Raw genomic sequence first — 16,075 nt, 5'->3', positions numbered from 1 at the left:
CCGCTTCCGTAACGCGAGCACGCCACCCACCCCCGCCCCTCTCTTCCAGGGAGGGGAGTTTGAGGACCGCGATGAAAGCCACGATCTACCACAATCCGCGCTGCTCGAAGTCGCGCGAGGCGCTGGCGATCCTTCAGGAAGCCGGCGCCGAGGTCGAGATCGTAGAATATCTCAAGTCCCCGCCGTCGCGCGCCAAGCTCGCCGATCTCTACGCCCGCGCCGGGCTCACCCCGAAACAGGGCCTGCGCATGGCCGAGACAGCCGCCAAGCCGCTCAAGAGCGCCGATGCCGACACGATCCTCGACGCGATGCTCGCCGATCCGCTGTTGATCGAACGCCCGCTCGTCGAGACCGAGAAAGGCGTCCGCCTCGGCCGTCCGCCGGAGAAAGTCCGCGAAATCCTGTGAGCGCCGACGCCGGCAAGGTCGTCCGCCCCGGCCATAATGCGTGGCGCGTCGAGCATGCCGACCGCGTCTCGGTGATCGTCGACGCCGAGGATTATTTCCGCGCCGCGCGCGACGCGATGCGGCTGGCCAAGCGCCAGATCCTGCTGATCGGCTGGGACTTCGACGCGCGCATCCGCCTCACCGACCCGTGCGACGATGCACCCGAGCAGGTCGGCCCGTTCATCACCTGGCTGGCCCGGCGCAATCCCGAGCTCGAAATCTATCTGCTGCGTTGGGACGTCGGCGCGCTGAAGACCTATCTGCGTCCCAAAACCCTCAGCACCACGCTCCGCTGGATGCTCCACCCGCGCATCCACCCGATGCTCGACAGCCGTCACCCGCCCGGCGCGTCGCACCACCAGAAGATCGTCGTGATCGACGATTGCCTCGCTTTCTGCGGCGGCATCGACATGACCAGCAAACGCTGGGACACGCGCGGCCACCGCGACGACGAGCCCGGCCGCAAGGATCCCGACGGCACGCCCTACATGCCGTGGCACGACGCCACCACCGCGCTCCAGGGCCCGATCGCCAAGGCGCTCGGCGAACTGTGCCGCGCGCGTTGGGAGCTCGCCGGCGGCAAGCCGATCGCGCCGCCGCCGCCGCGCGATGCCTGCTGGCCCGACACCCTCACCCCGCACTTCACCGATACGCCCGCGGCGATCTCGCGCACCCAGCCCGAAATGAAGGGCGTGGAGGCGATCCACGAAATCGAGGCGCTGTATATCGACCTGATCGCCCGCGCCGAGCGGCATATCTATGCCGAGAGCCAATATTTCGCCTCGCGCCGCATCGCCGAAGCCATTGCCAAGCGCCTCGACGAACCCGACGGCCCCGAGATCGTGATCGTCAATCCCGAACAGGCCGATGGCTGGCTCGAGCAGGTCGCGATGGACACCGCGCGCGCGCGGCTGGTCGAGGCGCTGCGCCGGCGCGACACGCATGGCCGCCTGCGCCTCTACCACCCTTTCACCGCGGGCGGCGCGCCGATCTACGTCCACGCCAAGGTGCTGGTGATCGACGATATCGTGCTGCGCGTCGGCTCGTCCAACTTCAACAACCGCTCGCTGCGGCTGGATACCGAATGCGACGTCACGATCGAGGCCGAGCCCGCCGATAGCGAAAAGCGTGCGCACATCGCCTCGATACGCAACGGCCTGCTTGCCGAGCATCTCGGCTGCACGCCCGAGAAAGTCGTCGCAGCGATCGACAGCGACGGACTGATTGCGGCGGTGGAGCGGCTGCGTCAGCACGACGGCAAGACGCTGCGGCCATATGAGACGCCGGATCTGGCGGAGGTCACCAAATGGCTCGCCGACAACGAAGTCCTCGACCCCGAAAATCCCGAGGACCTGTTCGAGCCGCTCGCCGGCCCCGGCCTGTTCCGCCGCATGCGCAAGCCGCGCTAGTCCTTCTCGAGCCCTAGCTCGAAGGGAAGGCGCTAAGACATAACCCAGGCGCGTCTCTCCACCGCTTCCCGACCCGCAATAACGCCGCGCTGATTCCAAATGAAACGCGTGCCGGAAAACCAGCCAATTAAATAATTGACAAGCTTTCAGGTGCGGGCTCTCTTCCGCCTTCTTGGGGAGGGGGAATTTCCATGAAGATTGCAATGCTCGCGCTCTCGGGCGCGGTTCTCGTTTGCGTGCCTGAAGTATCGGCGCAGACCGCGACACCCGCTATGCCTGCCGTCGCGCCCGCCGTTACTCCAGCCGTCGTGCCGATGATTGCGCCGATCGCGGTCAATACCGGCGATACTGCCGTGCTGCGCGTCGGCACCAAGGTTCCGCTCAAGCTGTCCGAAGAATTGACCACCAAGGGCAAGAAGCTTCGCGTCGGCCGGCGCTTCCAGCTCGAAGTCGCCGAAGCCGTGATGGTCAACGATCATGTCGTCATCCCGGCCGGGGCACCGGCCACCGGCGAAGTCACCGAGGTCCGCAACAAGGGGATGTGGGGCAAGTCGGGCCACCTCACCGCGCAGGTGCTCTACGCGACGGTCAACGGCCGCCAGGTCAAACTCAACGGCACCTTCGACGACAAGGGCACCGCGGGCGGAGTCGGCGCGGCGGCGGTGTCGGCGGTGGTGTTCCTGCCCGCCGGCTTCTTCATGACCGGCACCAGCGCGCGCATTCCGGTCGGCGCGCCGGTCACGGCGTTCGTCGGCGAAGACGTTCCGCTTACCTTCGCGCCCGTCGCGCCCACCCCCATGGTGGTCGCACCCGCCGCCGCGCCGGCACCGGCACCGGCGGAGCAAACGCCCAGCGTGTCGACCGCGTCAGCGAACTGAGGCATCGCCGGGCGAGTGGCGGATCCGCTCGCCCGGCAATCCGATCATGATTGCGGCTGCGCGGCGGCCGGTGCGAACACGCGCAGACGGTGCCCGTCGAGGTCGCTGGCGACGAACGTGGTACCAAAGCTCATCGCGGTCGGCGCCTGAAGGATCGTCAGTCCGCGCTCGGCCCATTCGGCGTGCGTCGCCTCGACCGCCGCGGCATCGGCCACGCTGAAGGCGATCTCGCTCGCACCCGATTGTCCCGAGCTCTTTGGCTCGATCGTATCGTGCTGCCACAGGCCGAGCATGACTCCATCGCGCAGCGGCAGCATCGCAAAGCCCTCCTTCCGCTCGAGGACCGGGATACCCAGCAATTCGTTGTAAAAGGCCGCGCTCGCGGCATCGTCCGCGACGTGCAGCAGTAGGAAGCTGAAATCCGGCATGATATGTCTCCGTTTCGGCGACACTCGGGATCGAGCGCCGGCGGGACACGGCTACGACATCCTGCTGTCAGTCCATGTCAGCAGTCATTGCTCGGGAATATTCCGCACCACGCGCCATTCCCGGAACAGCGTGACCCGGCGGCGCGGATAGCGCTCGGCCGCGACGTCGAACGCCACGATGCGGTCGGTCCGGAAATGCCGGTAGCCTTGGCGCAGCTCGCACCACGCCACGACCACACGCACGCGGTCGTAGAATGCCAGCGCGATTGGCCAGATCGTGCGGTCGGTGGCATTGCCCCGCTCGTCGGCATAGGCGATCTGCATCTTGCGCTCGGATCGGATCGCCTGGCGGATCGTCGTCAGCTCGGCGTCGCCCGCCGCGATCGGCTCGCCCGGGCCGATCAGCAACCCCGAGGCTTCGATGCTCGCCTTGAGGTCTTCGGGCAGCACCGCGCCGATTTTGGCAAGGACGTTGCGCGCCGCCTTGCCCAGCGATCCGTCCGCGCGCTCCGACACCCAGCGCGATCCGAGCACCAGCGCCTCGATCTCCTCCTCGGAGAACATCAGCGGCGGCAGCATGAACCCGGGGCGGAGCACATAGCCCACGCCAGCCTCGCCCTCGATCGGCGCGCCCTGCCCGCGCAGGGCCTCGATATCCCGGTACAGCGTGCGCAGCGACACGCCGATTTCTTCGGCCAGCACGGTGCCCGAGACCGCGCGGCGATGCCGGCGCAGCACCTGGATCAGGTCGAGGAGGCGCTGCGCGCGTGACATGTCCGGCCGCCCTCCTGTGGCATAGTGCCAAGATCTGGCAGCAGCATTCTTGCTCGCCGGTGACGCAGCTGGCAATGTAGGATTTCGTTGCATAGGCGGGCGACATGCTGGGATCCGCATCCGCCCTCGCTTCGTCGTCTCCGCTCAGCAAAGTTGCGGTGTCCCGTTGCGAACTCGCCACAGACCGCAACTTTGACAACTTTGCCGTCGTCCATTCGCAACTTCGCCGCCCGCGCCGGGGTGACGCGCGCCCACGCCCTCGCTATGGGCTCGCGGCATGACCCAGATCGCCAGCCCCCGGATCACTCCCGAGATCGTCGCCGAGCATGGCCTTTCCCCCGAGGAATATGACCGCGTCCTCCACGCGATGGGCCGCGAGCCCAACCTAACCGAGCTCGGCATCTTCAGCGTGATGTGGTCCGAGCATTGCAGCTACAAATCGAGCCGCATCCATCTGAAGAAGCTCCCCACCACCGGCCCCCAGGTGATCTGCGGACCCGGCGAGAACGCGGGGGTTGTCGATATCGGCGACGGCCAGGCGGCGATCTTCAAGATGGAGAGCCACAACCACCCTAGCTACATCGAGCCGTATCAGGGCGCCGCGACCGGGGTCGGCGGCATCCTGCGCGACGTGTTCACGATGGGCGCGCGCCCCGTCGCCAACCTCAACGCACTGCGCTTCGGCCGCCCCGACCATCCCAAGATGCGCCACCTGATCGCCGGCGTGGTCCACGGCATCGGCGGCTATGGCAATTGCGTCGGCGTCCCCACCGTCGGCGGCGAAGTGAACTTCCACCCGGCCTATGACGGCAACATCCTGGTCAACGCGATGACCGTCGGCGTCGCCCAGACCGACAAGATCTTCTATTCGGCCGCCTCGGGCGTCGGCAATCCGATCGTCTATGTCGGCTCCAAGACCGGCCGCGACGGCATCCACGGCGCGACCATGGCTTCCGCCGATTTCGGCGAGGACTCGGAAGAGAAGCGCCCCACGGTGCAGGTCGGCGACCCCTTCACCGAAAAGCTCCTCATCGAGGCCTGTCTCGAGCTGATGGCCTCCGACGCGATCGTCGCGATCCAGGACATGGGCGCCGCGGGCCTTACCTCATCGTCGGTCGAGATGGCGAGCAAGGGCGGCGTCGGCATCGAGCTGATCATGGACGACGTTCCCCAGCGCGAAACTGGCATGACGCCGTACGAGATGATGCTGTCGGAGAGCCAGGAGCGCATGCTCATGGTCTTGAAGCCCGGTCGCGAGGATTTCGCCAAGGCGATCTTCGAGAAGTGGGAGCTCGATTTCGCGGTGATCGGCCACGTCACCGATACCGGCCGGATGGTGCTCAAGTGGAAGGGCGACACGGTCGCCGACATCCCGCTCGCCCCGCTCGCCGACGAAGCCCCGCTCTACGATCGCCCGCACGTCCCCACCCCCAAGCGCGCGCCGCTCGCAGACGTGCCGGAAAGCGCGGACCCCGCTGCCGACCTGGTCAAGCTGATGGGCTCGCCCGACATCGCCAGCCGCCGCTGGATCTGGGAGCAATATGACCACATGGTCGGTGCCGATACCGTTCAGCGCCCGGGCGGCGACGCGGCGGTCGTCCGCGTCCACGGCACGCAGAAGGGCCTCGCGATCACCACCGATTGCACCCCGCGCTATTGCTTCGCCGACCCGGTCGAGGGCGGCCGCCAGGCCGTGGCCGAAGCGTGGCGCAACCTCACATCGGTCGGCGCCAATCCGCTCGCGGTGACCAACTGCCTCAACTTCGCCAACCCCCAGCGCCCCGAGATCATGGGCCAGATCGTCGGCTGCCTCGAAGGCATGTCCGAGGCGTGCATCGCGCTCGACTTCCCGATCGTCTCGGGCAACGTCTCGCTCTACAACGAGTCGAAGGCCACCGGCGGCGGATCGGCGATCCTGCCCACCCCGGCGATCGGCGGACTCGGCTTGCTCGCCGACTGGTCGAAGAGCTGCACGATCGCCTTCAAGGGCGTCGGCGATACGGTGCTCGCGATCGGTGAGCGCGGCGGCGATCTCGGCCAGTCGGTCTGGCTGCGCGAGCTCCATGGCCGCGAGGACGGTCCCCCGCCCGCAGTCGATCTCGCCGCCGAGCGCCGCACCGGCGACTTCATCCGCGCGCAGATCGCCGCGGGCGCGATCACGGCGTGCCACGACGTCTCCGACGGCGGCATGGCGGTCGCACTCGCCGAGATGGCGCTCGCCTCGAACATCGGCGTCCTGGTCAACGAGCCCCAGCCCTTCGGCATCGCCGGCTCGCTGTTTGGCGAGGACCAGGGGCTCTACCTCGTTACCGTCTGCGATTCGTGCCTCGCCGACTTCATGGTCGCCGCGCACAAGGCCGACGTCCCCGCCGATCCGCTCGGCCGCACGATCAAGGACCGCATCATCTTCGAGCTCGACGAAGGCGATTGGACCGTATCGCTCACCGACCTGCGCGCCGCGCATGAAGGCTTCTTCCCCGCATTGATGGGCGCTGACGCGGCGTTGGCGTGAACGCGAGCCGCTCCCCGGGCGGTTCGGAAGGGCGGACTGGCGATAATCGCCGCATTCCGATAGGGTCACACCACGATACGGCGGTGGGGGCGGCGCGTGGTCGAAAAGATCAAGGAATATAGCGAGATCGGCAAGAATGGCCTGTCGCTGCTACGCGATGCGCTGATCTTCGTCCTGCTCCTCGTCTTCCTCATCTACCCGCCGCTATTCTCCAATCTGCTTGGGCGTGCGAAGGTCGATACGGTCAGCGTCGCCGGCGTGACCGTGAAAATGGAACGCGCCACGCAGCAGGCTGTATCGGCGGCCGAGGACGTCGCAACCGCCAAGGAAGTCACCGCCAAGGCAATTTCCGATGTCGAGGCCCTGATCGGCCATGACCCGACGCTGCGGCCGCAATTTGCGGATGTGCTCGCCGCTTTACGCCAGACGAACATGTCAGTGAGCAACGCCAACGAGCAGCTCAGTTCGGCCGGTCGGACGCAACAGCAGGTATTGGCGGAGGTCGGCAAGCCGCCCGCCAGCGGCTGGGTGTCGAGTAACTACCTGACCGGCCAGATAGGCATGGATCAGACCGCCACCGTCAAGCCGCCGCGCCCCCTCAATCTGCGCTCGGGTCCAGGCAGCGACAATTCGACGCTCGGAACGCTGTTCCCGGGCACGCAAGTCCGTATCGTGGAAGGCCCGAAAGGCACTTGGGTGCGCGTAACGACGGAGATATCCCGATGACCGCTGGCAATCCCGGAACCCCGCTCGCCGACAAGCTCGGTCTCAGGCGCGGCATGCGCTGCTGGTTCCACAACATGCCCGACAGAGTCCGCGCGGCGATCGATCCCGATCGGGCCGAGGTCGACGAGCAGCCCACCGCTTCCGACGGGCTGCAATGCGCACATCTCTTCGTCACCGAACGCGACCGGTTGGAGCGCGAGATCGCGGCGCTGCGCCCACTGATGGCGCAAAACGGCTTCATCTGGATCTCCTGGCCCGCACAAGGCGTAGACGACGCGACCGACCTCACCGAAGAGGCGATCCGTTCCGTCGCGCTGCCCAGCGGATTGGTCGACGTAGAGGTCTGCGCTGTCGACCCAGCTTGGTCCGCACTCAAGCTGGTGATCCGCAAGGACAATCAGCAACCTACGGGAAACCGCTGACTGGCTTTTTGCCGGCAAATTGTGCACCAATTGGTTCTATGCCCGATCGTGAGGCGCTGCCCTGGCGGCCATATCCCCCCCTGAGCGATGCCGAGCGCGTATCCCGCGCCCGGGCTTTCAGCGATTCGATGCACACCCGCCGCAGCTGCCGCGCGTTCAGCGACGCTCCGGTGCCGCGCGAAGTGATCGAGGCTGCGCTGGCCGCGGCGGGGTCCGCGCCCAATGGCGCCAACCGCCAGCCCTGGCATTTCTGCGTCGTTTCCTCGCCCGAGGCGAAATGCGCGATCCGCATCGCCGCCGAGGAGGAAGAGCGCGCTTTCTATGACGGCCGCGCCGGCAGCGAATGGCTGGAGGCACTGGTGCCGCTCGGCACTGGCGCCGACAAGCCTTATCTCGAAACCGCGCCCTGGCTGATCGTGGTGTTCGCGCAGCGCCGCGGCGGCGCCGATCCCGACAATCTCAAGCAGAACTATTATGTCACCGAGAGCGTCGGCCTCGCCTGCGGGCTGCTGCTCGCCGCGCTCCACCAGGCGGGCATCGCGACCCTGGTCCACACGCCCAATCCGATGCGCTTCCTCAATCGGGTGTGCCGCCGCCCAGACAACGAGAAGCCGCTGATGATCATCGTCGCCGGGCACCCCGCCGAGGACGCCGTGATCCCGGCGCACGCGCTCGACAAGAAGTCGCTGGAGCAGATCGCCAGCTGGCTGTAGCGCTCCCGCATGCACGCGGCCCCGCTCCATGACGACGCCCCGGGCCGCTTCGCGTCGCTGGACCTCGTCCGCGGCGTCGCATTACTGGGTATACTGCTGCTCAACATAGTGAGCTTCGGCATGCCCGAGGCGGCCTATAGCAACCCGCGCGCTTATGGTAGCTGGCACGGCGGCGACCTCGCCGCCTGGCTGGTCAATTTCCTCCTGTTCGACGGGCGGATGCGCGGACTGTTCTCGTTCTTGTTCGGCGCGTCGCTGCTGCTCGTCGCCGAGCGCGCTGCGGCGAGCGGCGAAAGCCCCGCCCGGGTGCATTACCGGCGCATGCTGTGGCTGCTTGGCTTCGGGCTCGCCCACCTCTGGCTGGTCTGGCACGGCGACATCCTCGCGCACTACGCCTTGGTCGGGATGGCCGCCTTCGCGCTGCGCGACTTGCCCACCGATCGGCTTGTCGTGCTCGGCGCGATGCTCATCGGGCTGACAGTGTTCCTGTTCGCCGCAGTCCCGATCGCAGTCGCGCAGGGCCATGACATTGCGGCGCTGACGCGCACCCTCGGCGTTCCCGCTCCCGCCGACACCGCGCGCGAATTGGCGCTCTATCGCAGCAACTATCCGGCGATCCTGCAGGCGCGGCTGCGCGACCATCTCGCCACGCCGCTGACGATGCTATGGTTCTACGGCCCCGAGACGCTCGCTTACATGTTCTTCGGCATGGCCGGGCTGCGCAGCGGCATGCTCCGCGGCGCCTGGCCCCGCGCGCGGTATCGCCGCTGGCTCCTGATCTGCTGGGGCATCACCCTGCCCGCTTATATCGCGCTCGCCGTCTACCTGATGCTCGCGCACTTCAGCCTGTTCTCGGTGGCGCTGGCCAGCTGGACGCTCACCGCGCCGCTGCGCCCGCCGATGATCGCCGGCTGGGCGTGCCTGATCCTGCTGCTCGCCAGGCCTGGCGGGACACTGACTACGCGGCTCGCCGCGGCGGGCCGGATGGCGTTCACCAATTACCTGCTGACCAGCCTGATCTGCACCAGCCTGTTCTACGGCTATGGCCTCGGCTGGTTCGGGCACCTCACGCGCTGGCAACTCTATCCGGTCGTGTTCGCAATCTGGGCCGTGATACTATTCTGGTCGCAGCCGTGGCTCGCGCGCTTCCGATTCGGCCCGTTCGAATGGCTGTGGCGCAGCCTCGCGCGCGGGCGCCTGCAGAGCTTGCGCGGAGCCGCCTCCGTATAAATGCGAATGCCTCGCAATACCCTTGCGAATCGGTCTCAATAGCCGTACATCCGCGCAACGGAGCGTGAGGGTGGCATGGTCGTCTGCGTTTGCAATGCAATTCGGGAACAGGATGTGCGGGCGGCAGCCCGCCAAGGGGCGACTAGCGCCTGCCAGGCCTATCGCGCGCTCGGCCGCGCCCCGAAATGCGGCCAATGCGTGCCTTTCGCGCGCGAGATCATCAACGAGGAACGTGCGGCTGCGTGACGGTCGCAACTAGAAAACGGCGGATTTCTGCGGTTTTCGCGCCCAAATTTTAGCGCTATGGCACCCCTGTAACGCATAGGGGTGACGGCCATGAAGGGCGACGCAAAGGTCCTCGAATATCTGAACGAGGTGCTCAAGAACGAGCTTACCGCGATCAACCAATATTGGCTGCACTACCGGTTGCTCGACAATTGGGGCGTCAAGAAGCTCGCCGAGCACGAGCGCCACGAATCGATCGACGAGATGAAGCACGCCGACAAGGTGGCGGAGCGCATCCTCTTCCTCGATGGCCTTCCCAACTTCCAGTTGCTCGGCCGGCTGCGCATTGGCGAAACCGTCGAGGAGATCCTCCGCGCCGATCTCGCAGTCGAGGTCGAGGCGATCGCCGTGCTCAAGGACGCGATCGCGCATTGCGAGAGCGTGCGCGACTATGTCAGCCGCGACCTGTTCGCCTGGATCCTCGAAAGCGAGGAAGAGCATGTCGACACGCTCGAGCGCCAGTTCGACATGATCGCGCGGATGGGGATCGAGAACTACATCCAGCTCAACAGCAAGGCCGAAGAAGCGAGCTAAGCGCGTGCAACCACTCCCCCGTTCGTGCTGAGCTTGTCGAAGTTCTTCTCTTCGGATGCGAGAACGACGGCCCTTCGACAAGCGCAGGGCGAACGGTGTGATTTCCTAGCGTTAAAGAACCGGCCGCCGCCCGAACGCGACAGGCTTGCGCGCGACCAGCGGGTTGGCTTCGCGCTCGAGCATGTCGAGCGTCGTCTCGAACAACGGGCGCAGCCGGACGACGTGCTCGAGCGCCTCGGTCGGGGTCTCGCGCCGCTCGATGCAGCCGCGCGCGATCATTTCGATCGTCTCGGCAAGGTCGGCGAGCGGATCGGCGCCGAACTGGCGCGATTCGCCCTTCAGCGTATGCGCGGGGATCACCATCGCGGTGGCGTTCTGCGCGCGCATCGCATCCTCGATGCGATCGACCGACTTTACGCCGTCCTCGCGGAAATAGCCGAGGATGCGCACGAAGTTGGCGCCCAGCTCGGAACGCGCCTGCTGGTAGCTTTCCCAATTCACCAGCGGATCACTGCCGATCACGTCCATACCCCAAGCATACCCCCCGCTACGGTATCGACGCGACCATAAGACGGGAACGTAAACAGGGCGTTGATGGCAACTAGCTATGCTTCTCGCGGTCGAACGGATTCTTCGGTGCGCGCAGCGAAAGCCGTACCGGAACGGCACCGAAATCGAATTCCTTGCGCAGCCCGTTGATCAGATAGCGTTGATAGCTGGTCGGCAGCAGGTCGACGCGCGTGCCGAACAGGACGAAGCTCGGCGGACGGCTCTTATTCTGGGTGATGTAGCGCGGCTTGATCCGCTTGCCGCCCGGCGCGGGCGGCGGATTGGCTTCGATCGCGCGCTCGAACCAGCGGTTGAGCTGCCCGGTCGAGACGCGGCGCGACCACGCCTCGCGCGTCTCGAACGCGACCTTCATCAGCATGTCGAGCCCCTTGCCGGTTTCCGCCGAAACGGTGAGCAGCGGCACGCCCTTGACCTGCGCCAAGCCCTCATCGAGCGCTTTCTTCACGCCGTTGAACAGGCTCGACGCCTCTTCGGCCACATCCCATTTGTTCAGCGCGATGATCAGCGCGCGGCCTTCCTGGAGCACGCGGTCGGCAATCTTGAGGTCTTGGACTTCGAGCCCGCGCGTCGCGTCGAGCAGCAGCACGACGACCTCGGCGAAGTCGATCGCACGCAGCGTGTCCATCACCGACAGCTTTTCGAGCTTCTCTTCGACACGCGCCTTCTTGCGCAGCCCGGCGGTATCGATCAGCCGCACCTTGCGCATCGCGCCTTCGAAATCCTCCCACTCCCAGTCGACCGAGATCGAATCACGCGTGATGCCGGCTTCGGGCCCGGTGATCATCCGCTCTTCGTCGAGCAGCCGGTTGACCAGGGTCGACTTGCCCGCATTCGGACGGCCGACGATCGCCAGCTTGAGCGGCGCATCGGGCGATTCGTCTTCTTCCTCGACCTCCGGTTCGTCCCGCTCGACATGCGGCAGCAATGCCTCGAACAGGTCGGCGACGCCCTCGCCATGCTCGGCCGAGAACGGGATCGGGTCGCCGAGCCCCAGCGCCATCGCCTCGAGGATCCCCGCCTCGCCGGCCTTGCCCTCGGCCTTGTTGGCCATCAGCACGACCGGGCGGTCGGTGCTGCGCAGCCAGCGGGCGATCTCCTCGTCGAGCGGCGTTACCCCGGCGCGCGCGTCGATCAGGAACAGCGAGACGTCGGACTCGCGCACCGCGGCCTCGGTCTGCGCGCGCATCCGCCCGGGCAGGGTCGCGGCGTCCTCGTCCTCATAGCCCGCGGTGTCCATCACGCGAAATTCGAGCCCGAGCAGGTTCGCCTCGCCTTCGCGCCGGTCGCGCGTCACGCCGGGCTGGTCGTCGACCAAGGCGAGCCGCTTGCCGACCAGCCGGTTGAACAAGGTCGACTTGCCGACATTCGGGCGTCCGATGATCGCGACGGTGGGTTGGGGCACAAAAAATTCCGTTCGGACTGAGCTTGTCGAAATCCCGTACTTTCTTCTTCACAATGCGTGAAGAACAGTCCTTCTGCGAGCTCGGGACGACGGGTCTGGCAAAGTGGAAAAACGCAACGGGCGAGGCCTAAGCCCCGCCCGCTTTTAACTTAGTTACTGCAGTGCGCCTGCGAAAGCAGGAGCCCAGGGCGGCAAGCCACAACGCCCGTGGTCCTGGGCTCCTGCTTTCACAGGAGCACCGAAGGGCTGGACGCCGCTGCTTACCGATACGCGCTCAGCCGGCCCTTGTCGTCGAACACGTAGAGCGTGTTGTTCGCCACCGTCAGCGGCAACGAGATCGACTCCTTGGTGTCCATTGTCGAGGTCACGCTGCCGTCGGTCGGCGACGCGAAGACGATCTCGCCTTCGCTGTTGGCGAGCACGAGCTTGCCGCCGGCGAGCACCGGACCGACCCAGCTGATCGGGTTCTTCTTTTTCTTGTCGTTCTTGTAGTGGCGAAGCTGCGAGATCCAGCGGATCTTGCCGGTGCCGCGAGCGATCGCGATCAACCGGGCGTCGTCGGTGACGACGAACAGCCACTCGCCCGCCGCCCAGGGCGTCGAGATGCCGGCGATCGTCTGTTCCCAGAGCGGGTTGCCGCTGGCGATGTCCATCGCGACCATCCGGCCGCCCTGCCCGATCGCATAGACGCGGCCCTGGTCGATCACCGGCTCGGCGTCGATGTCCGACAGCGACGACACCGAAGTCGACATCGAGGTGCGCGACAGCACCGCGTCCCACAGCGAGCGGCCATTCTCATAGCGATAGGCATTGAGCTCGCCCGACGAGAAACCGGCGATCACCGTGCCCTGCGCCGATGCTGGCGCCGCGACGCCGAACACGCCCTGCGATTCGAGGCTGGCGGAGACCGTCCAGCTGACCTCGCCGGTGTCCTGCGACAGCGCGAACAGCTGATTGTCCTGCGTCACCACATACGCATTGCCGTTGGCGAGCGTCGGTGCGCCGCGCAGCGGTCCGCCGGGACGCTTGCGCCAAACCACCGCGCCGTCTGCGACATTCAGCGCGACAACATCCCCAAGCCCGTTGCTCGCGAATGCACGCTCGCCCTCGACGCTGACGCCGCCGCCGAAGCGCGCGCCCGCATTGCCCTTGCCCTCGCTGGTCGCGGTGCGCCACAATTCGGCGCCGGTATCGGCTGCCATCGCGTGGACGACGCCGTCCGTGTCGACCACGAACAGCTTGTTCTCCGAAACCACCGGCGCCGCGGCGAGCCGCTCCTTTTTAGAGGGCTTGGCGATCGCCTTCGACCAGATCCGCGTCGGATTGGCGCCCAGCGCGAGGTGCCCCATCGACTTGGCGGCATTGCCGCCAGGCTGGCGCCAGCCATCGTTCGCTGCGGCCTCGGGCAGCAGCACCTCGACGCCGGCGAGCGACTTGTCGGCGACGACATCGCTTTCCGAAACCAGGATCGGCACGCGCTCGCCGAGCACGGGGGTTTTCTTGCCGCCATTGCCTTTGAAGATCCCGCAGCCGCTCACCATCGCGAGCGCCGCGAGAGCGGCAGCCACCCTCACCTTGTTGTTCATTTAGCCTTGGTTTCCTTCGACTGATCGATGGCGTCGACACCGAGTACGCCGGCCAGCTGAACCGCACGTTGACGGATCGTCTCAGGGACCTTCTCGCCGCCCTGCGCGATCTGTCCATAGAGCCGGCCCGCCTCTGCCTTGTTGCCCGCCTTGAGATAGGCCGCGGCGACGAGCTCGCCCGCGGTGCCGAGCCACGGCGAATTGGGATTGGTCAGCCCCTTGAGGCGGTCGATCACGACCTGCGGCTGCAAGGTGTCATATTCGGCGACCGTCTGGCGGATCAATGCGAGGTCGCGAAAAGGCTGCTCGTATTTGGCGTTGCCGGCGACCTCGGCGAACTTCGCCGCCGCGCCCTTCACGTCGTTCTTCTGGAGCAGCAGATTGCCCTGAGCGATCCGCGCCATCGCGGCGAAGCCCTCGCCGTCGCTGGTCGCGATCTTGTCGAGCGCGGGGATCGCCTTGGCGGTGTCGCCCTGCTCGACCAGCCGCATCGCGGCGTCATATTCCTCGCCCTGCTGCCCGGCGACGCTCACGCGGTGCTGCTGCCACCACAGCCAACCGGCGAGCGCAATCAGCCCGACGACCACCGCGCCGATCATCCACCGGCCGTAGCGGCGGAAGATCTGCATCGCCTGGTCGCGGCGATACTCCTCGTCGACTTCGCGCAGAAAGGCTTCGTCAGTGGTGCCGGAAGGAGGAAGCGCCAAGAGTGACTCCATGGGGTTGGTGCGGGCGCGGCGGACCTTAGCCGCGGGCACCGTCTAAAGAAAGCGTGCTGCTAGCCCTTCAGCCGCGCGCCGGATAGACCTGATCTGCGCTCGGGAAGTCCCGCGCCCGGACTTCGGCGGCATAGGTTTGAACCGCGGCGGAAATACGGCCAGCGAGATCGTCGTAGCGCTTGACGAAGCGCGGGGTGCGCTCGAACAGCCCGAGCATGTCCTCGGTGACCAGCACCTGGCCGTCGCACTGCGCCGACGCACCGATGCCGATTACCGGCACCGGCACCGCCGCGGTGATCTCGTTGGCCAGCCCCTCGACCACGCCCTCGGCGACGATCCCGAACGCGCCGGCCTCGGCAATCGCGCGCGCATCGTCGAGGATGCTCGCATGCTCGGCATTGCTGCGCCCGCGCGCGCCATAGCCGCCGAGCGCATTGACCGCCTGTGGAGTGAGCCCGATATGCCCCATCACCGGAATCCCGCGCCGGGTGAGGAACTCCACCACCGGCGCCATCGCCGTGCCGCCCTCGAGCTTGACGCCGGCCGCGCCGGTCTCGGCCATTACCCGCGCCGCCGATTCGAATGCGCGCTCGGGGCTCGCCTCGTAGCTGCCGAACGGCATGTCGACGATCACTACCGAATGCCAGCTGCCGCGCACCACCGCGGCGCCGTGCGCGATCATCATGTCGAGCGTCACCGGGAGCGTCGAGGGCAGGCCGTAGATCACCTGCCCGAGGCTGTCGCCGACCAGCAGTACATCGCAATGCGGGTCGAGCAATTGCGCCATCCGCGTGGTGTAGGCGGTCAGCATCACCAGCGGCTCCTGCCCCTTGCGGTTGCGGATCGCCGGGATCGTCAGCCGCTTCATCGGCGCAGGCGTGGGATTGGCGCGGCTGGTGCCGCTGTCGAGCGTGTAGGTGGACATGGCGCCCGCTCTAGTCGCTCGCGAGCGCCCGCGCCAGCGACGCCGCGATCAGGAGATCCAGCCGCGCCGCCGGGCGAACCGCGCCAGCCAGATCTCGAACACCGCCACTGCGGCAATGAACAGCGGAAACGGCACGGTCGCCGCCGGGCCCTTGTGCGCGAGCAGGTCGGTGGCGAGAAAGGCATAGCCGAACTGGACGATCACCGCGGCCAGCGAGATGACGAACAGCGGCAATGCGAGCTTCGAGCGGCACAGCAACGCGATCGACCCGAGCAGCCCGCCCCCCACAGCCGCGCCGTACACCGGCAGGAACCAGCCCGGCAGCGCGGCGTAGTAAGCGCGGTCCCAGTCGGTCGGATGCGGGTTCATCGCAGCCGGCCCCAATTTGGCCTGCGTATAGAAAGCGAAGCACCCGAGTGCGCCCCAAAGCAGCAAGAGGATCGCCACTGCGAGGAACCAACCCGGCGGCCGCTGCCGAAGATAGCTTGCCACGCCCACTCCCGCTTATGTTTTTCC

The 16,075-nt window shown here is 66.7% G+C and carries 18 protein-coding genes; 10 read left to right on the top strand and 8 right to left on the bottom strand.

Features of this window, described 5'->3' with window-relative positions:
* Positions 1–71 precede the first annotated feature (71 nt).
* The 3 genes from arsC to AC3WJI_RS08655 all read left to right on the top strand — a co-directional run bounded on the left by arsC (position 72) and on the right by AC3WJI_RS08655 (position 2,733).
* The gene (gene arsC / locus AC3WJI_RS08665; RefSeq protein ID WP_492756853.1) at positions 72–407 is read left to right on the top strand and encodes an arsenate reductase (glutaredoxin); all 336 of its coding nucleotides are present in this window, start codon (positions 72–74) and stop codon (positions 405–407) included.
* Positions 404–1,855: a phospholipase D-like domain-containing protein gene (locus AC3WJI_RS08660; protein ID WP_492756852.1), complete on the top strand. Its 1,452-nt coding sequence runs from the start codon at positions 404–406 to the stop codon at positions 1,853–1,855. The genes arsC and AC3WJI_RS08660 overlap by 4 nt, the downstream gene beginning before the upstream one ends.
* 191 nt (positions 1,856–2,046) lie before the next feature.
* Positions 2,047–2,733 (top strand): hypothetical protein, encoded by a 687-nt coding sequence (locus AC3WJI_RS08655; protein WP_492756851.1) that lies wholly within the window; start codon positions 2,047–2,049, stop codon positions 2,731–2,733.
* A gap of 44 nt (positions 2,734–2,777) precedes the next feature.
* Here AC3WJI_RS08655 and AC3WJI_RS08650 read toward each other — a convergent pair whose 3' ends face one another.
* Positions 2,778–3,161 (bottom strand): VOC family protein, encoded by a 384-nt coding sequence (locus tag AC3WJI_RS08650; RefSeq protein ID WP_492756850.1) that lies wholly within the window; start codon positions 3,159–3,161, stop codon positions 2,778–2,780.
* Between the two features lie 84 nt (positions 3,162–3,245).
* Complete coding sequence (locus AC3WJI_RS08645) at positions 3,246–3,935, bottom strand: helix-turn-helix transcriptional regulator (RefSeq protein WP_492756849.1); 690 nt, start codon at positions 3,933–3,935, stop codon at positions 3,246–3,248.
* A 277-nt stretch (positions 3,936–4,212) separates the two neighbouring features.
* On the opposite strand from AC3WJI_RS08645, the gene purL reads away from it, so the two are divergent.
* From purL to bfr, 7 genes are all read left to right on the top strand, one after another.
* The gene (purL, locus tag AC3WJI_RS08640) at positions 4,213–6,447 is read left to right on the top strand and encodes a phosphoribosylformylglycinamidine synthase subunit PurL (protein ID WP_492756848.1); all 2,235 of its coding nucleotides are present in this window, start codon (positions 4,213–4,215) and stop codon (positions 6,445–6,447) included.
* A gap of 96 nt (positions 6,448–6,543) precedes the next feature.
* Positions 6,544–7,173, top strand: a complete 630-nt coding sequence (locus tag AC3WJI_RS08635; RefSeq protein ID WP_492756847.1) for an SH3 domain-containing protein — start codon at positions 6,544–6,546, stop codon at positions 7,171–7,173.
* Positions 7,170–7,595 (top strand): hypothetical protein, encoded by a 426-nt coding sequence (locus tag AC3WJI_RS08630; RefSeq protein WP_492756846.1) that lies wholly within the window; start codon positions 7,170–7,172, stop codon positions 7,593–7,595. The genes AC3WJI_RS08635 and AC3WJI_RS08630 overlap by 4 nt, the downstream gene beginning before the upstream one ends.
* Positions 7,596–7,633: 38 nt before the next feature.
* Positions 7,634–8,308 (top strand): nitroreductase family protein, encoded by a 675-nt coding sequence (locus AC3WJI_RS08625; RefSeq protein ID WP_492756845.1) that lies wholly within the window; start codon positions 7,634–7,636, stop codon positions 8,306–8,308.
* 9 nt (positions 8,309–8,317) lie between these two features.
* Positions 8,318–9,538, top strand: a complete 1,221-nt coding sequence (locus tag AC3WJI_RS08620) for a DUF418 domain-containing protein (protein WP_492756844.1) — start codon at positions 8,318–8,320, stop codon at positions 9,536–9,538.
* A 75-nt stretch (positions 9,539–9,613) separates the two neighbouring features.
* Complete coding sequence (locus AC3WJI_RS08615) at positions 9,614–9,784, top strand: (2Fe-2S)-binding protein (protein ID WP_492756843.1); 171 nt, start codon at positions 9,614–9,616, stop codon at positions 9,782–9,784.
* Positions 9,785–9,874: 90 nt separating this feature from the next.
* Positions 9,875–10,357 carry a bacterioferritin gene (gene bfr / locus AC3WJI_RS08610; RefSeq protein ID WP_492756842.1) on the top strand — a complete coding sequence of 161 codons (483 nt, stop codon included), beginning with the start codon at positions 9,875–9,877 and terminating at the stop codon, positions 10,355–10,357.
* A gap of 111 nt (positions 10,358–10,468) precedes the next feature.
* Here the strand turns inward: bfr and AC3WJI_RS08605 are convergent, their stop codons facing one another.
* From AC3WJI_RS08605 to AC3WJI_RS08580, 6 genes are all read right to left on the bottom strand, one after another.
* Positions 10,469–10,885, bottom strand: coding sequence for an Hpt domain-containing protein (locus AC3WJI_RS08605; RefSeq protein ID WP_492756841.1), 417 nt, complete (start codon positions 10,883–10,885; stop codon positions 10,469–10,471).
* 73 nt (positions 10,886–10,958) lie between these two features.
* A complete protein-coding gene (der, locus tag AC3WJI_RS08600; protein WP_492756840.1) occupies positions 10,959–12,329 on the bottom strand; it encodes a ribosome biogenesis GTPase Der in 1,371 nt (456 codons plus the stop codon).
* A gap of 260 nt (positions 12,330–12,589) precedes the next feature.
* Positions 12,590–13,915 carry an outer membrane protein assembly factor BamB family protein gene (locus AC3WJI_RS08595; RefSeq protein ID WP_492756839.1) on the bottom strand — a complete coding sequence of 442 codons (1,326 nt, stop codon included), beginning with the start codon at positions 13,913–13,915 and terminating at the stop codon, positions 12,590–12,592.
* Positions 13,912–14,622: a tetratricopeptide repeat protein gene (locus AC3WJI_RS08590; protein ID WP_492756838.1), complete on the bottom strand. Its 711-nt coding sequence runs from the start codon at positions 14,620–14,622 to the stop codon at positions 13,912–13,914. Before AC3WJI_RS08590 ends, AC3WJI_RS08595 begins: the two co-directional genes overlap by 4 nt.
* A 79-nt stretch (positions 14,623–14,701) precedes the next feature.
* Positions 14,702–15,559, bottom strand: a complete 858-nt coding sequence (panB, locus tag AC3WJI_RS08585) for a 3-methyl-2-oxobutanoate hydroxymethyltransferase (protein ID WP_492756837.1) — start codon at positions 15,557–15,559, stop codon at positions 14,702–14,704.
* A 48-nt stretch (positions 15,560–15,607) separates the two neighbouring features.
* Positions 15,608–16,051, bottom strand: a complete 444-nt coding sequence (locus tag AC3WJI_RS08580; protein WP_492756836.1) for a hypothetical protein — start codon at positions 16,049–16,051, stop codon at positions 15,608–15,610.
* Between the last annotated feature and the right edge of the window lie 24 nt (positions 16,052–16,075).

Source organism: Sphingomonas sp. FW306-1B-B10E (assembly GCF_058782005.1).
This window is presented reverse-complemented; position numbering and strand designations above follow the sequence as displayed.

Excerpts from the sequence above, each read along its gene's own strand:
- AC3WJI_RS08615 (WP_492756843.1), top strand. The coding sequence starts at position 9,614 with ATGGTCGTCTGCGTTTGCAATGCAATTCGGGAACAGGATGTGCGGGCG.
- AC3WJI_RS08655 (WP_492756851.1), top strand. The coding sequence starts at position 2,047 with ATGAAGATTGCAATGCTCGCGCTCTCGGGCGCGGTTCTCGTTTGCGTG.
- AC3WJI_RS08595 (WP_492756839.1), bottom strand. The coding sequence starts at position 13,915 with ATGAACAACAAGGTGAGGGTGGCTGCCGCTCTCGCGGCGCTCGCGATG.
- AC3WJI_RS08605 (WP_492756841.1), bottom strand. The coding sequence starts at position 10,885 with ATGGACGTGATCGGCAGTGATCCGCTGGTGAATTGGGAAAGCTACCAG.
- bfr (WP_492756842.1), top strand. The coding sequence starts at position 9,875 with ATGAAGGGCGACGCAAAGGTCCTCGAATATCTGAACGAGGTGCTCAAG.
- AC3WJI_RS08620 (WP_492756844.1), top strand. The coding sequence starts at position 8,318 with ATGCACGCGGCCCCGCTCCATGACGACGCCCCGGGCCGCTTCGCGTCG.
- AC3WJI_RS08645 (WP_492756849.1), bottom strand. The coding sequence starts at position 3,935 with ATGTCACGCGCGCAGCGCCTCCTCGACCTGATCCAGGTGCTGCGCCGG.
- purL (WP_492756848.1), top strand. The coding sequence starts at position 4,213 with ATGACCCAGATCGCCAGCCCCCGGATCACTCCCGAGATCGTCGCCGAG.
- AC3WJI_RS08650 (WP_492756850.1), bottom strand. The coding sequence starts at position 3,161 with ATGCCGGATTTCAGCTTCCTACTGCTGCACGTCGCGGACGATGCCGCG.
- arsC (WP_492756853.1), top strand. The coding sequence starts at position 72 with ATGAAAGCCACGATCTACCACAATCCGCGCTGCTCGAAGTCGCGCGAG.
- panB (WP_492756837.1), bottom strand. The coding sequence starts at position 15,559 with ATGTCCACCTACACGCTCGACAGCGGCACCAGCCGCGCCAATCCCACG.
- AC3WJI_RS08625 (WP_492756845.1), top strand. The coding sequence starts at position 7,634 with ATGCCCGATCGTGAGGCGCTGCCCTGGCGGCCATATCCCCCCCTGAGC.
- AC3WJI_RS08630 (WP_492756846.1), top strand. The coding sequence starts at position 7,170 with ATGACCGCTGGCAATCCCGGAACCCCGCTCGCCGACAAGCTCGGTCTC.